Consider the following 15,552-nt stretch of genomic DNA (forward strand, 5'->3'; position numbering starts at 1 on the left):
GACCTCCGAAAGTTTGCTGCACTTATAGTAGCGGTTAGTGGGTTGCATAACAAGAAGTTACGCCCCTATTCCTGATTTTTGCTTCCTAAGCCCCTTACAAAATTTGATTACTGCCGCATTTATCTCAATAGATGCTTGGTTTGGGGTGGTCCAGTAAAAACAGACAGTGAGCTAAGATAGGTTGAGTTTCAGGTCGCGTTCGAATTGATGGGGCGAGCGGTAGCCCAGGGCGGAGTGGCGGCGGTTGAGGTTGAAGTAGGTATCAAGGTACCAAGCGACTTTTAAACGAGCCTCCTCCAGCGAGGCAAAGGGGCTAACGCTGGGGAGCAACTCGGTTTTCAGGTTACTACAGCCGGCTTCGGCCTGGGCGTTGTCGTAGGGATTGCTGGGTCGGCTGAAGCTGGGCACGGCACCCGCTTGGTCGATGCGGGCGCGGCAGGCGGCGATGGTGCACTGGCTGGCCGAGCAGGCGATTTTCGGCGACGACGGCAGCTTGGTCGGGCACCGTGGTGCGGGGGCGTTGCGGGCGGGTGCTCAGCGCCCGCAGCCCGTTGCGGTGCAGCCAGGTGCGCAGGGCGTAGCGGCCCACGGCGTGGCCTTCGGCGCGTAATTCCGCCCGCAATCGGCGGGTGCCATAGCGGCGGGCGTGGCGCGTAAAGACGGCCTGCGCTGCGGGCTGCCACGGCGCAACGAGTGGGGTCGGGCGCTGCCGCCACTGGTAGTAGCCGGCCGAGCTGACCGCCAACAGGCGGCAAAGCACCTGCACGGGCCACGGCTCGGTGCAGGCCGCGATGAAGGCGTAGCGGCTCATCACTGAGGGGGCTGGGAGAAGCTGGTTACGACTTTTTTTAAAATATCGCGCTCCATTTCCACGCGTTTGAGCGCGGCGCGCAACTGCTGAATTTCGTCGCGCTCCGCGCTGCTAGGTACGGCCGCTTCTAGGGCCTGGTGTGCCAGCGCCCCAGTAGCGCGGGCAAGATGCCCTGGGCGCGGGCCACGTCGCTTTGCCGGGCACCGGCGGCCACTTGGCGCATGCACTCCGCCTTAAAGGCCGGCGTATATTTCTTGCGGGTGGCGGGCAAGCCGCCAGGATTCAGTTTCTCGGTCATGGGCAGTGAAAGTTAAGACTTCGCACCGTCCGTTTTACCTAGACCACCTCAGTTGAACATTAGTACTTTGTGCGGTGCTCAGCCTCGCTTCAACTACTGCTCAATCTCGGATAGTGGTTTAAGCTAGGGTAATAAGGCGACAGCCTTTGGTTATGTTTGGGGCTGCTTAGGTGGAAACATATGTTGTTTTTCGACGATTTACCAAATGAAAGTTGCCACTACCACAGTTGCTAGGCCACCATCGCCCAATCTCGTTCAAAGACGCGGGCGGGGGCAAGCCGCGCATCTTGCACACATCAATCTGCGAAGTGCTTCAAAACGACTAGATATATGCTAATTATTGGTTCCAAGGGGCATGCCGTAGAAATATTTCAATGCCTGAGTAGTTATGAGCGAGAGCAAACGGTATTTTTTGACAATATTACTCCTGACCAGTCGGCTGATTTATTTGGTACATACCCGGTTTTGCGCACACTTGCTGATGCGCGGGCATATTTAGCCAACATTGATTCTCGTTTTATATTAGGATTGGGTGGCCCTGGCTTGCGTCGGCGCCTGGCCAAAGAGTTCCGGGAATGTGGCGGGCAGCTTACTTCCGTGATTGCTCCAACGGCAGTTCTGGGTCCCTTTGCAACATTGGGACCCGGCCTCAATATTATGCAGCATACGCTGGTGTCCCCAACGGCTACGCTTGGAGAAGGGGTGTTACTTAATGCCGGCGCGGCAGTGCATCATGATTCCATCGTGGGCGAATACTGCGAAATATCGCCTGGTGCGCGTATTTTGGGCCATTGCAGGTTGGGCCAGAATTGCTGGGTGGGGGCAGCGGCGGTAATTTTACCTAGCGTTACGGTGGGTCAGGATGCCGTTATTGGCGCGGGAGCAATCGTAACACGGTCGGTCGAAGCCGGAACTACTGTCGTTGGCATACCCGCGCGGCTTATGAGCTAAATATCTGCTAAATTATCGCCTGTATAACAGCATATTCTATGAGTGAGCGACGGCCAATGGTTAGCGTTTGTTGTATTACCTACAATCACGAGCAGTTCCTGGTCCAGACTATAGAGTCGGTGCTGATGCAACAGACGGGTTTTAGCGTTGAAATGGTAATCGGAGAAGATTGCTCAACCGATGACACGCGGCGTATTGCGCAGGAGTACGCGAAGCAATACCCGGGACGCGTCCGCGTCATCACACAAGACTCAAACCTGGGAATCATGCCGAACCTGATGGCGACCATGGCTGCTTGCCAAGGTGAGTACATTGCGTTTCTGGAGGGCGATGACTATTGGACCGATTGCAACAAGCTGCAAATCCAAGTAGATGCCCTTCAGGCTAATAAGGACTGCGCGCTTTGCTTTCACGACGCTGAAATATTCTTCAATGCTAAGCCAGAACAACCCGTGCTGCTATTCAGCCGGCAAGTGGCGGCTCATGCGCTGCCGGCAAATGCGGATCAAAGTGTTACAATGCGATTTACGCAGCTCGATTTGGCTCGGGCCGGCTGGATAATTCCATCGGCTTCTATGCTGTTTCGGGCCAGTAGCCTACCGCAGCCGTTACCGGCCTGGTTTGCGGGGGTGTATAGTGGCGATTATACGCTGCACTTGCTCAGTACCCGTTGGGGGCCAGCGCTATACTTGCCGCGCCTGATGTCACGCTATCGAATGCACGACCAGAGCGTGAGCAGCACTATGGTGCAGTCAGTGTATCACTTTGAGCGCCGCATTTACGAAGCGCGCATGTTTCAGCAGCACGTCTTCGACCCCCGTAACCAACGGTACGCGGATATTTACTTGGCCAACCAGTACAGCGGCTATGCCAGGTACCTGCGCGGGCAAGGGCAACGGGGGAAGGCGCTGGAGTACTTTGCCAAAGCGCTTTTTCTCAGTTGGCACCGGTTGCCTTTATACTTCGAGCGACGACTAATCACCTTGCGGTTTCTTCTCATTATACGTAAGGTATCGTGACTGATTAATTTTTTAATCCCGAAAACTGATTAATTGCCCGTTCACAGTGCGCGGCACCTTTACGCTCAAGCATATGTTTCAAATTATTCATTCGTCAGAGATAATGTTAAGCGTTATGGTTATTGCGTATAATCATGAGCGTTACATTCGGGCGGCGCTGGATAGCATTATCGCGCAGAAAGCGACCTTCTCAACGGAGGTAGTAATAGGAGAGGACTGCTCGACAGATGGCACCCGAGCAATTTTGTTGGAGTATCGGGCCCGCTACCCTCGCTTGATACGGTTGCTATTGCACGAACACAATCTGGGCGTATCGCATAACTGGGAAGCAACCACGCAGGCTTGTCGGGGCAAATATATTGCTTTGCTGGAGGGTGACGACTACTGGACCAGCCCACATAAATTGCAGAGGCAGGTTGATTTTCTGGAAGCGCGCCCGGATTTTAGCATGTGTTTCCACCGCACGCGCGTGGAGTACGAAATGGTTTCACGGGCGCGAACCAGATTGCTTGTAACCAGCCATACCAAAACCGAGCTCACGCTGGATGATGTGACTAGAGAATGGTCGATAGCTACCGCATCGGTGGTGTTGCGCCGTAGTCTTATGCCGAAGCTTCCGGGTTGGGTTCACGAATCCGTGGTGGTAGACTTGCCGGTATTCGCTCTGCTGGCTAGCCGTGGCCGAGTAGGCTACTTGCCCGAAGAGATGGCGGTGTACCGCATTAATGCGGGTGGTGTGACCAATACCAATAAGCAGGAAGGGTTCCTACTGGGTTTGGCGCATATGCACAAATGTTTGGACCAGGAACTCGGCTTCTCGTTCCACCGTAATCTTACCCTTAAAATAGCGAACAACTACGCCAGCCTAGCGGGCCTCATGAACAACGAGGGCCGCTACAACGCAACTAGACGTTACCTATGGCAGGCTTGGCGTCTGCGGATTGGGTTAGGCGCAGGGCCTACTAAAGAAGAAATAAAATTCTTAGCAATAAGCTTATTTCCTTTAGTGCTGCTAAGGAAAGTGCAATTAGAAATAAATAAGCTGCGCATCAAAACTTTAGATAAGTGGCGCTTTCCGGAACAGGCAATTCAGCCGGGAGATTTTATTATCCAGCGCACAGAGTATCCCTTCCGCGCGTATGCAGTGGCAACGGAACACCTAGCCCCCCGGTTGCGGCGGCAGTTTGAGGACAACCAGAATTGGACGCAGGACGAGTACCTGCTTATTTATGAGCAGCCCTGTATCATCGAGCCGCGCTATGGTTGGGCCCTGTCGTCTGAAAACAAGCTGATTTATCCTTCGCTGGGCTTCAGCCGGGTGCCGTACTTACCCAAGCCAGCGGGCAAGGCAAAGGACCTGCGCGAGGTGCCTTTGGAAGAGTATCCGGTGCTGGTGTCGTTGCGCGATACGGGGGAGGATAACTACTATCACTTCTATAACGACGTGCTGGCCAAACTTTTCTTTCTCGAAGAAAAGCTGGGACTGTCGCCTGCCGTGCCGTTGTTGATTAGCAGGCGGCTATACGAGCGGCCATACTTTCAGTATTTTCTGGCGCATCCTTACCTGCAAGGTCGCCAGTGGGTGGTGCAGGACGAACAGTACATCCGCAGCCACCGCACTTACTTCTGCAAGCCGCTAACTCACACGCCGCAGTATTACCGTCGCATTCTGGGAATGGTGCGGCCCGAGGACCGGACGGTTGCCGATGCGCGTGAGCGGCGTTTGTTCATCACCCGCGGCCCCAAACGGCTGCGCTATGTTGAAAACAATGCGGAGATAGCCAACATCTGCCAGCAGATGGATTTTGAAGTACTGGATTTTGATGAATTAACTTTGTCCGAGCAAATCCGGGTAATGGGGCAGGCCCGCTACGTAGTGGGCATTCACGGGGCGGGCTTGGTGAACATTCTTTTTCGAAACGGCTGCCCAATGGGATTATTAGAAATTTATCCGCCCGCGGCTTATTTCCCTTTTCATTATATCATACTAGCCAATCAACTGGGTTATAAATATGATGGTCTGATTGGCCTTGTTGGCTCGCAGCCGTTTTCGGGCGGTTTTCGTGTGGACCCGGCCGAGTTCCGCCAGCATCTGGCGGCGCTGCTGCAACCTTAATTCCATATTCAGAATTAAATGACCGGTGACGGAGAGTCGGCCGTTTTGCTGTTCAGTGCATGGCTTGCTGAATGCTTACGAACTCCTGCTCTGAACTGCTGCTATCCTTCGATGACTATGACCTTTTCGACTAAAATTTTGTTGCTGATTCCTAACCTAGGCTTTGGCGGCGCGCAACGTGTTTTCCACGACCACAGTGTGGAGCTGGCCAACAATTACGACGTTACCGAGGTAGTATTTAATGCCGATGGGGGCGACCTGTACCCGAGTGGCAACCCAGTGGTGAGCCTGAAAGTGAGCGGTGGGGGCGGGGCACTAGCCAAGCTGCAGAACTTCCGGCGGCGCATCAGCGGGCTGCGGCAACTGCGCGAGCGCCTGCAGCCGCTAGTCGTTATCAGCCACCTCGAAGGAGCCGACTACGTGAACCTGCTCAGCGGCGGGCCGGGCAAAACCATCCTCTGCGTGCACGGCTCGAAGCTGCACGATGCCAATATCCGCGGTCCCCTCGGCTGGCTGCGCAAGAAGGTGCTTATACCCCGGCTCTACAATCGCGCGGACCGCATTGTGACGGTCAGCCGCGATATTATGCCAGAGCTGATAGAAGGATTTGGGGTGAAGCGCGAAAAGCTGCTGACCATCAATAACTTTTTCGAAGTGGCCCAAATTGAGGCCAAAAGCCAGGAGCCGCTTTCGGCGGCCGAGGCGGCGGTGTACGCCGCCGCGCCAGTACTGGTAACGTCGGGCCGCCTGACGCTACAGAAGAACCAGGCACCGCTGCTCGATATTTTTGCGGCGGTAATACGCCAACAGCCCGCCAAGCTGGTGTTTGTGGGCGACGGCGAGTTGCGCGACTCGCTGCTGAGCCACGCCCGCACCTTGGGCCTGCGGGTGTTTGCGGCCTGGGAAGAAGCGCCGCTTACACCCGAATACGACGTGTATTTTCTGGGACTGCAGCAAAATCCATTTAAATACCTACGGCCAGCCACGGCCTTCGTGTTTCCGTCGGCCTGGGAAGGTTTCCCGATGGCCCTGGGTGAGGCCATGGTCTGCGGCCTGCCCGTACTGAGCACCGACTGCCCCACTGGTCCCCGCGAAATGCTGGCTCCCGCCACGGCTACGCCGACTACTGCCATTCGTCGCTCCGAAACCGGCGCGTACGGCATACTGCTGCCCATGCTCAACCAGCCCGCCACGTTGGCCCGCGACCAGGCAGAGTGGACGGCTGCCCTGACGGCGCTGCTGGCCGACGCGCCCGAGCGGGCCCGCCTGGGCCAATTGGCGGCCCGGCGCATGCAGGATTTTACCCGGGAGCGCATTTTTGGGCAATGGGTAGAGCTGATTGAGCAGGTAGGCCATGAATAAGTTACCCACCATTCTGGTCGTCGATAATTCGCGTGCGGTAACCGGCGCGCTCAACGCCCTGCGCCACGCGACTACGCCGTTGCGTGAGCAGTTTGGGTTTGTGTACGTGGTGCCGACGGGCAGCACGGCTCGCCCGGTGCTGGAGGCCGACGGTTACCGCGTACACGAATTGCCATTTGTAGAAATCAGCCGCCGGCCCGCCGACCTGCTGCGCTACGTGCCCATGCTGCTGCTCAACGGTTGGCGGCTGTACCGGCTGGCTCGCCGCGAGGGAGCGGCAGCCGTGCATCTCAACGACTTCTACAACCTTACCGGCTATGTGGCTCGCTGGCTAAGCCTGGGCCGGCTGCCGGTGCTCACGCACGTACGATTTCTGCCGCAGGCGCTGCCGCAGGTGTTTGCCCGGCCGTGGCGCTGGCTGGCTGAGCACCTGGCCCAGCGCGTGCTGTGCGTGTCGGATGCCGTGCGGGCCTATTTTGCGCCCGGCCACATACGGGTGCAAACTGTGTATGACCCGCTGCCCGCGCGCGGCGAAAACCAGCCGGCCCACGTGGTTGCTACGGTCGCTGGGGCACCAGTGCGACTGCTGTACCTCAGTAATTATATTCGGGGCAAGGGCCAGAATTTTGCGGTGGAGGCTTTTCGGCTGGCATATGCCCGGTGCCCCCGCCTGCGGCTGCACTTTGTGGGCGGTGATATGGGCCTAGCCAAAAACCAGGAGTTTCGTCAGGAGCTGGAAACGGCGATTCGCCAGGCGAACCTGGCTGAGATGGTGACGTTTGCCGGCTTCGCGAGCGACACCGAAGCGCTGATGAAAGCGCACGACGTGGTGCTCAACTTCTCGGAAGCCGAGTCGTTCTCCCTCACCTGTCTGGATGCGCTGTACTACGGCGTCCCGCTGATTGCCTCGGATTGCGGCGGTCCGGCCGAGCTGTTCGAAGCCAACGTGTCGGGGCTATTGGTGCCCAATCGCGATGTGGCGGCCATGGCGGCGGCCATGGTGCAGTTGGCCGAAAATGCCGGGCAGCGACAAGCTTTCTCGCAGGCCAGCCGTGTGTTTGTGCGGCAGAAATTTGCACCGGCCCACACCTATCAGCGTCTGGCGGAATACTATCGGGCCGTGATTGCGGAACGATAAGCCGACCTGCACCCGGAAAAAATGGCCTGCCATCGGCTTCATTGCTATTGCGTGAGCTGCGTAGCTTCACGCTTCTGATACCTGATTGTTCAATGCCCTCATCTGCTCCCCGCTTTTCTATCGTCAGCCCGGTGTATCAGGCCGAAAACCTGGTCGATGAACTGGTGCAGCGCCTGCATGGGGCAATGGCGGAGCTCTCGGCGGAATACGAAATCGTCCTAGTCGACGACCGCAGCACCGATTGTTCCTGGGAGCGGATTCAGGCCCAGTCTCGCCGCGATGACCGGGTGCGGGGCCTACGCCTGAGCCGAAATTTTGGTCAGCACCGCGCCATTACGGCTGGGCTCGACCATTGCCGGGGCGAATGGGTGGTGGTGCTGGACTGCGACCTGCAGGACCGCCCCGAGGAAATTCCGGCCCTGTTCGCCGCCGCGCAAACCGGCTACGACCTCGTGCTGGCCCGGCGCACGGTACGGCGCGACTCCTGGCACCAGAAATTGCTCTCGCGACTGTTCTACCGGGTGCTGTCGTACCTCACCGAAGTGCCGCAGAGCTCGGAAGTGGCCAACTTTGGCATCTATCACCGCAAGGTTATTCAGGCGGTGCTGCTGATGCGCGAGAGCATCCGCTATTTCCCCACCATGGTGCGTTGGGTGGGTTTCCGGACGGGGTACCTGGAGGTGGTACACGCCAGCCGCCCCGCCGGCACCAGTGCCTACAGTTTATCCCGTCGCCTGCAGCTGGGCCTGGATATCCTGTTGGCGAACTCTGACAAGCCCCTGCGCCTCACCGTGAAGTGGGGCCTGCTGCTGGCCGGCGGAGCCTTCTTGTTTGTGCCGGTTACGCTGCTGCGCTACTGGCTGGGCCAGATTACGCAGCCCGGCTACACCAGCCTGATTATCTCCATCAGCTTTTTTGCGGGCCTGCTGCTGGCCGTGACGGGCATGGTGGGGCTGTACATCGGCAAAACTTTCGAGCAGGTAAAAAACCGTCCCCTGTACTTAATCGACGAAGGGTCGGAGCCGTCGGCAATCAAGCCATGAGCCTGCCCGAACTACAGCTGCTAGCTTGGGACAGCGAGTTTCTGGGCTTCGTGGTGGCGCGGGCCGTGGTGCCGCCACAGGGTGCGGCCGCTCTAAGTGCGCTGGTTGCGCAGGCACGGGGCCAGGGCGTGCGCCTGTTGTATCTGATAATTGACCCCGCCGCCGACGAAGCCGCTGCCAATGCCCGCGCTACAGGAGCTTGGCTGGCCGACCGGAAAGTGACCTTTAGCCGGCCCATCGGTCCGGAGCCGGGCCGACTTGCCGACCCCGGGCCGGTAATACCCCTCAGTACCTTTAGCCCGGAGCTGGAGGCACTGGCCTGGCAAAGTGGCGAATACTCGCGCTTTCGCCGCGACCCGGCATTTGCGCCCGGCGTGTTCGAGCGGCTGTATAGCCAGTGGCTGCGCGCCTCCCTGCGCGGCGAGCTGGCGCGGGCCGTGCTGGCCTGGCCTGGTCCCGACGGTAAGCCTACTGGTCTGCTCACGCTGCAGTCGCATGGCCCGCAAGCCAGTATCGGGTTGCTGGCCGTGCAGGCCGGCCAGCGGAGCCAGGGGCAGGGCCGCGCCCTGGTAGCAGCAGCCTCACGCACGGCACAGGCGTGGGGCTACCAGCAGTTGCGCGTCGTCACCCAGCTCGATAATATTCCGGCTTGCCGTTTCTATACCAGTGTTGGTTTCGTCATCGAGCACCAGGAAAACGTGTATCATCTCTGGCTCTAAGCGGAGCGTTGGTGGGGCTTGTGTACCATGCCCGTACCTTTGTGGACTCTGCAGCTGCGCATGTCCGTTTCAATTCCTTTTAATAAGCCGTATTTCTCCGGGGCCGAAACCCGCTACATCGAGCAGGCGGTGCGCTCCGGGAAAATATCGGGCGATGGCATGTTTACGAAGCGGGTACACGCGTTTTTCGAGCAGGAGCTGGGGTTTCGGCAGGCGCTGCTTACTACCTCGTGCACCGATGCGCTGGAAATGGCCGCGTTGCTGCTCGATATTCGGCCCGGCGATGAGGTACTGATGCCTTCGTTTACTTTTGTGAGCGCCGCCAATGCCTTCGTGCTGCGCGGGGCCAAAGTGGTGTTTGTGGATAGCACCGGCCTCAACCCCAACCTCGACGCCGACGCCCTCGCGGGGCTGGTTACGGCGCGTACGCGGGCCATTGTACCGGTGCACTACGCCGGCATTGCCTGCGACATGGATACCGTACTGCAAGTGGCCCAGCTCCACGGCTTGGCCGTAGTGGAAGATGCCGCCCACGCCATCGACAGCTACCACCGGGGGCGGCCGTTGGGCAGCCTGGGCCAGCTGGCCACGTTTTCCTTCCACGAAACCAAAAACATTATTTCGGGCGAAGGGGGCCTGCTGGCCGTGAATGATGCCCGGTTCGGGCTCCGGGCCGAGATTATCCGCGAAAAAGGCACGTCGCGTTCGGCGTTCTTTCGCGGAGAAGTCGACAAGTATGGGTGGGTCGATGTCGGTTCATCGTTTCTGCCCTCCGATATTATCGCCGCCTACCTGTGGGCTCAACTCGAAAACCTGGCCGATATCCAGCGCCAGCGGCTGGCTATCTGGGAGCGGTACCAACAGGCGCTAACTCCGCTGGCGGCGCAGGGAGTTGGCCTGCCGGCCCTGCCCGACTACGCCACCAACAACGCCCACCTCTTCTACCTCGTATGCCGCAGCCTAACCGAGCGCACGGCGCTCATTGCCGAGCTGCGCCAGCGGGGTATCCTGGCGGTGTTCCACTATGTTCCGCTGCATGGCAGCGCCTACTACCGGGGGCGGTATGGCGCAGGTCCGGCGCTGCCTTGGGCCGACCACTACGGCGATTGCCTGATGCGACTGCCCCTGTTCTATGAGCTTTCGCTGGCCGACCAGAATCTGATTATTGAGGTCGTACTACAGTTTTACCAGAAATATTCTTCTTGCTAGTGCGTATTCTATTTGTTGTTCCTTATCCGCCCGGCCGGGCACCTTCCCAACGCTTTCGCTTCGAGCAATACCTCGATGCGCTGGTAGCCAACGGGCATCAGTACCGGTTGGCACCCTTCATATCGGTTGCTACCTGGAATATTCTTTACAAGCCCGGTCAAACGGCGGCTAAAGCCTTAGGTATTTTGGGCGGCTTTGCGCGGCGGGTCGGCCTGTTGTTTACGGTGCCGAAATACGATTTTGTGTTTGTGCACCGCGAGGCGGCTCCCATTGGCCCGCCGGTATTCGAATGGCTGATGGCCAAAGTGCTGGGCAAGAAGATTATTTACGATTTCGACGACGCCATATGGCTGGCCAATACGTCGGAGGCTAACAAAATCGCCGCTGGCGTTAAGTGGCACCACAAGGTGGCCGACATTTGTCGCCTGGCCTATAAAAATAGCTGTGGCAACGCCTATTTGGCAGCCTACGCGCGGCAGTTCAACCCGCGCGCCATCGTCAACCCCACCACCATCGACACGGTGCACCTGCATAACCAAGTACGCGACCAGGCTCTGCCTGGCCGCCTTGTTATTGGCTGGACCGGTACCCACTCCACGCTGAAATACCTCAACCAGGTAGTGCCCGTGCTGGCCAAGCTGGAGAATGAGGGGCTGGAGTTCGAGTTCCGGGTGATTTCCAACCAGCCACCGGCGCTGCCCTTGCGCTCGCTGGTATATCTACCCTGGCGCAAAGACACCGAAATTGCCGACTTGCTGGGCTTCCACGTGGGCCTCATGCCGTTGGAAGACGACCCCTGGGCTAATGGCAAGTGCGCCTTCAAAGCCCTGCAATACATGGCATTGGGAGTGCCCGCGCTGGTATCGCCAGTCGGTATGAATACCGAAGTGGTGCAATCAGGCGTGAATGGCTTCGTGTGCGCTACCCCCGCCGAGTGGGAGGCCAGTCTGCGTCTGCTGCTGGCCGATGCCAGCCTACGCCAGCATTTGGGCGTAGCTGCCCGCGCAACCATCGAGCAACGTTATTCGGTGCTGTCCAACACGGCCAATTTCCTGCAATTATTCTCGTAGCGGGCGCGAAGGCGTGCGTCAGACCCGGGCTAGTTGGGGAGGCGCGCCAGCCGGCTGTTGGGCCCGTCGGGGGTAGGCCATTGTCAGGCTTTGCATAATATACAAGCCGCTGAGATAGAAGGGCATGAGTGGAATCTTGTAACGCACTAAGGTGCCAAAGTTGCCGCTTGAAATACCCACTGAAATAGCGAATACCAAGCTGAATACGAAGCAAAGGGTTAAAACCGGCGTACTACTTATAAGGGCCAGAGTTTTGAGAACCCCTACTCGCCATAAAATGCGCAGGGTCAGCACCAAAAAGTATGTGGCCTCGAGTGCCGACAAGGCCATAGTGGGGTTGCGCGCTTCCCATAAAAACGGCCGAAACAAGGCTACTACAAGTGCCTGAGGAGCCAGCTTGGCCATGCCCGAGAGGGTGCCATCCTGCTCGCCGATGTTGTAGCCCGACCCCTGCTCAGTCTTACTGACGCCCTGTAGATATTCAGCCGTTAGCTTACTCTGCGCGCCGATTTTCTCAATATCGAAGCGGGCATCAGCTGCCGAAATCTGCACGAAGGCGTAGCCAGCAACCAGCAGGCCCACACTCAAAAACAGCGGTTTGGCAACAAGTCGCAGCGCCTTGCTGCGAATGCCGCGCGTGCTTTCGTTGAACACCCACAGTAGAGCCGGGGGCATAAAAGCCAACAGAATATAGGTCTTCATCGCAAAAATGACCCCTACCGCCCCTGCACCTAGTATGGCGCAACGCAGGATATTCTTACGTTCAATCGCCCCCCGGTAAAAGGCATAGAACAACCACCCCAGCGCGCCCAGACACAGCGAATCTTTAAGCAGGCCGGAGCCCCAAAAGAAAACCGATGGCAGGAAAAAAACGGCAATAGCCAGTTCCTTAAACGTTTGAGGCCGGATTTTAGCAAACGTCATGTACATGGCCCACATTCCCGTAAATGTGACGGCGGCAAACAGCACGGCAATTACGGTGTAGGTGTTGAAGCTCAACAGCGCAAAAACGGCAGCTACCCGAATCACAAAGTACTCGTTGCTCCCGTGGCCGAACCAATTCAGCTGGTCCGTATACCTGCTGATGGCTGGCGTTACATCACCCGAGGTCGTGACCAACTCCCAGCCAGCAGCAAAGGAATCGCCGAAGGCATGATACACAATACCAGCCTGACGGTAATAATTGTTGGTATCGCCAGCATACAAGGTGTGGTAGAGAATACCAAGAGCAATAGCTCCAACTACTTTAACGGTAAGGGCCGGAATAAAATACTTTTTGGTATAGACGTTCGTAACCGATGAACGGATACCATAGGCAATGGCATAGATAATGGCTAAGTAGAAAGGCGTAATAAATAAGTCCTTGAGTTCCATGACCTATTTTGCTTTTCCGTTTTTCTTCAGCCACATGTTCGCTTCCTTATACATCTCCGACTTGCGGGTGGCCTTGTCTATCACGACGCCATAATAGCGCTTGGTGGCATCTACATCCTTTTCTTTAGCCGCGATGCGGGCCAGATTAGCATTGGCAAACAGATAAAAGCCGCCATCCGTTTCGCCCGTACTTTCCGAAAATACGATGCACCGCTGGTAATAGTCCTTGGCCTTGGCCAGGTCCCGGTAGCGATTCTGCATCAGGTAGCCCAGAAAGTAGCTGGCGTAGCGCCCGCTGATGGCTTCATAGCCGGGCATACCTCTATTGATTTTATCGAGGATTTCGCGGCTCACCCGTTCGCAGTCGGCAAATTCGCCTTGGTCGTAGGCCAGCAACGCGTAGAAGCGCTGGAAGAAGCCATTATCGGGATAAGTAGTAGCCAGCTGTTTGGCTACGGGTAATGCTTCTTCCGCATTGTTTTCCTCGTTTTTGAGGATGCGCATGAGAAATACTTTCGCCTCGGTGGCGGTGTAGAAGCCATTGGCGGCCACGCTACGCAACTGCTGAAGCCCTAGTTTCTTGTCACCCTTCGGAAAAAAAAGCAGTACCGGCTTGAGCAGGGTGTAGTTTTCGCCAATCCAAACTGAATAGTAATTGAACAGGGCCTGGCCGAATTGAAATTCCGGACTCAGGCCGTTGGCTTCCTGACTCTTTTTTAAGTAGTTGAGCGAACGACGGGCATCTACGGTCGCCTTCCGCCAGTCGTGGCGCTCGCCGTGCAGGCGAGCCGAAAAACCGTAGGAAGCCGAAAGAAAGAAGCTGGCCTCGTAGTTGGTATTATCAGCATCGAACAGCTTTTGCGCTTTGGTCGAAGCCGTATCGAGGTAGGCAAAAAAAGCTTTGTCGTACTGCTTCGACTGAAAGCTGGAGGGCTGGATTTTCCACCACGTGCTGAGCCCCAGTAAAAAGTAGGGCATCGGGTGGTTGGGGTAACGGCGGCGCAACGAGCGAAACTGCTTCTCGGCTTTGTCGAACTTGAAATTGTAAATATTATAGACAGCCCCGTCCAGCTCCAGCTGAATATCCTTGTCGAGCAGCAGCCAGCCTTTCGTGTCTACCGCCGAGGGCATCACGCCCACCGAGTCGAGGGCAACGGTACGCATCGGTGGCACGGCACGGATGGTATCAGGCGTTTGGGCTCGGCCCGACAGCGGCAGCAACAGCAGCCCGAGGCAGAAACAAAGCAGCGAACGCAGCATAAATGGGGTATAGAGGGCAGGGCCGGCGTTCCGCAGAAGTGCCGAAAGGAAAATGGGACAGCTAAAGTACGGACTTTGGCCTAGCTTTGGACGTTTTCCCTGCGTCGTATGCATCTTCTGTCCACCCTTTGCCGCATCGCGGCCCCCGCCGGCAACGAAGCGCCGCTCACAAAATTCGTCCTCGACTATGTGCGCCAGCACCAGGCTTCGTGGCAGCATCAGCCCCGCGTGATTGCGCACGAAAACCTGCAGGATTGCCTTTTTCTGGTGTTTGGCGAGCCCCGCACGGCCGTTTTCGCGCACCTCGATAGCATCGGTTTCACCGTACGCTACGGCCGGCAGCTGGTTCGCATCGGCGGGCCGCAGGCAGAGGCTGGATATCGCTTGGTAGGTAGAGATTCGCAAGGAGAGATAGATTGTACTTTAACGGTTGACGAAGAAACCGGCGAACTGGGCTATGCGTTCCCGCGCGAAATCGACCGGGGCACCGAACTAACCTTCTACTGTGATTTCCGCGAAACCGAAACTACGGTGCAAAGCTGTTACCTCGACAACCGGCTTGGTGTGTGGAACGCGTTGCGCCTGTGCGAAACCCTCGAACACGGCATCATTGCCTTCTCCTGCTGGGAGGAGCATGGCGGCGGCTCGGTAGCGTATCTGGCCAAATACATCTATGAAACCTACGGCGTACATCAGGCCCTCATCTCCGATATTACCTGGGTTACGGAGGGCGTGCACGCCGGCCAGGGCTGCGCCATCTCGCTACGCGACTCGCTCATTCCGCGCCGCGCCTACGTCGACCGCATTCGGGCTATCGCCGCTACTTCAGGTATTGCGCACCAACTGGAAGTAGAGGGCAGCGGCGGCTCCGATGCTAAAGAATTACAACATGCTGCCGCGCCCTGGGACTGGTGCTTTGTGGGAGCTCCCGAAGACCATGTGCACTCGCCCGATGAGTTGGTTGACAAGCGCGATATCGACAGCATGCTGGCCCTGTATCAGGTGTTGATGCGCGAACTCTAGGGCTGGGTGCGCCTCGTGGGCTTGTTACCCATTGCTGGCTCCCGGGGCTGGTTACGGAACCGGCGGTTGCTCCGGGGGAAAGGGGAGGGAAATGAGGGTCAAAATCCCTGATTATGGGTAGCCGGAGGAAGGAAACTTGGATTCGCTTCAATTTCCGCT

Annotated in this window: 15 protein-coding genes; 10 read left to right on the forward strand and 5 right to left on the reverse strand. The window is 57.5% G+C overall.

The annotated features are described in order from the left end of the window. Positions 1-171: 171 nt before the first annotated feature. The 3 genes from ABIB44_RS19675 to ABIB44_RS19685 all read right to left on the reverse strand — a co-directional run bounded on the left by ABIB44_RS19675 (position 172) and on the right by ABIB44_RS19685 (position 1,109). Positions 172-408, reverse strand: a complete 237-nt coding sequence (locus tag ABIB44_RS19675; protein ID WP_354586391.1) for an integrase core domain-containing protein — start codon at positions 406-408, stop codon at positions 172-174. Next, the gene (locus tag ABIB44_RS19680; protein WP_354586392.1) at positions 347-811 is read right to left on the reverse strand and encodes an IS3 family transposase; all 465 of its coding nucleotides are present in this window, start codon (positions 809-811) and stop codon (positions 347-349) included. The genes ABIB44_RS19675 and ABIB44_RS19680 overlap by 62 nt, the downstream gene beginning before the upstream one ends. A 127-nt stretch (positions 812-938) precedes the next feature. Beyond that, positions 939-1,109 carry a transposase gene (locus ABIB44_RS19685; protein ID WP_354586393.1) on the reverse strand — a complete coding sequence of 57 codons (171 nt, stop codon included), beginning with the start codon at positions 1,107-1,109 and terminating at the stop codon, positions 939-941. Positions 1,110-1,439: 330 nt separating this feature from the next. Here ABIB44_RS19685 and ABIB44_RS19690 point away from each other — a divergent pair, with 330 nt between their 5' ends. From ABIB44_RS19690 to ABIB44_RS19730, 9 genes are all read left to right on the forward strand, one after another. Then, a complete protein-coding gene (locus tag ABIB44_RS19690; protein ID WP_354586394.1) occupies positions 1,440-2,060 on the forward strand; it encodes an acetyltransferase in 621 nt (206 codons plus the stop codon). Between the two features lie 38 nt (positions 2,061-2,098). Next, positions 2,099-3,079, forward strand: coding sequence for a glycosyltransferase family 2 protein (locus tag ABIB44_RS19695; RefSeq protein ID WP_354586395.1), 981 nt, complete (start codon positions 2,099-2,101; stop codon positions 3,077-3,079). 73 nt (positions 3,080-3,152) lie between these two features. Next, positions 3,153-5,195 (forward strand): glycosyltransferase, encoded by a 2,043-nt coding sequence (locus ABIB44_RS19700; RefSeq protein WP_354586396.1) that lies wholly within the window; start codon positions 3,153-3,155, stop codon positions 5,193-5,195. A 117-nt stretch (positions 5,196-5,312) separates the two neighbouring features. After that, positions 5,313-6,557: a glycosyltransferase gene (locus tag ABIB44_RS19705; protein WP_354586397.1), complete on the forward strand. Its 1,245-nt coding sequence runs from the start codon at positions 5,313-5,315 to the stop codon at positions 6,555-6,557. Next, positions 6,550-7,695, forward strand: coding sequence for a glycosyltransferase family 4 protein (locus tag ABIB44_RS19710; protein ID WP_354586398.1), 1,146 nt, complete (start codon positions 6,550-6,552; stop codon positions 7,693-7,695). The genes ABIB44_RS19705 and ABIB44_RS19710 overlap by 8 nt, the downstream gene beginning before the upstream one ends. Before the next feature lie 92 nt (positions 7,696-7,787). Then, entirely contained in the window at positions 7,788-8,738 is a 951-nt protein-coding gene (locus tag ABIB44_RS19715) for a glycosyltransferase family 2 protein (RefSeq protein WP_354586399.1), read from the forward strand. Next, entirely contained in the window at positions 8,735-9,457 is a 723-nt protein-coding gene (locus ABIB44_RS19720; RefSeq protein WP_354586400.1) for a GNAT family N-acetyltransferase, read from the forward strand. The genes ABIB44_RS19715 and ABIB44_RS19720 overlap by 4 nt, the downstream gene beginning before the upstream one ends. A gap of 60 nt (positions 9,458-9,517) precedes the next feature. Then, positions 9,518-10,666, forward strand: a complete 1,149-nt coding sequence (gene rffA, locus ABIB44_RS19725; RefSeq protein WP_354586401.1) for a dTDP-4-amino-4,6-dideoxygalactose transaminase — start codon at positions 9,518-9,520, stop codon at positions 10,664-10,666. Beyond that, the gene (locus ABIB44_RS19730) at positions 10,666-11,736 is read left to right on the forward strand and encodes a glycosyltransferase family 4 protein (protein ID WP_354586402.1); all 1,071 of its coding nucleotides are present in this window, start codon (positions 10,666-10,668) and stop codon (positions 11,734-11,736) included. The genes rffA and ABIB44_RS19730 overlap by 1 nt, the downstream gene beginning before the upstream one ends. An 18-nt stretch (positions 11,737-11,754) precedes the next feature. Here the strand turns inward: ABIB44_RS19730 and ABIB44_RS19735 are convergent, their stop codons facing one another. Beyond that, entirely contained in the window at positions 11,755-13,110 is a 1,356-nt protein-coding gene (locus tag ABIB44_RS19735) for a hypothetical protein (protein WP_354586403.1), read from the reverse strand. Between the two features lie 3 nt (positions 13,111-13,113). After that, the gene (locus ABIB44_RS19740; protein ID WP_354586404.1) at positions 13,114-14,370 is read right to left on the reverse strand and encodes a tetratricopeptide repeat protein; all 1,257 of its coding nucleotides are present in this window, start codon (positions 14,368-14,370) and stop codon (positions 13,114-13,116) included. A 108-nt stretch (positions 14,371-14,478) separates the two neighbouring features. Here ABIB44_RS19740 and ABIB44_RS19745 point away from each other — a divergent pair, with 108 nt between their 5' ends. Continuing rightward, positions 14,479-15,393 (forward strand): M20/M25/M40 family metallo-hydrolase, encoded by a 915-nt coding sequence (locus ABIB44_RS19745; protein WP_354586405.1) that lies wholly within the window; start codon positions 14,479-14,481, stop codon positions 15,391-15,393. Positions 15,394-15,552 lie beyond the last annotated feature (159 nt).

It is taken from the genome of Hymenobacter sp. UYCo722, from assembly GCF_040547115.1.
Lineage (GTDB): Bacteria > Bacteroidota > Bacteroidia > Cytophagales > Hymenobacteraceae > Hymenobacter.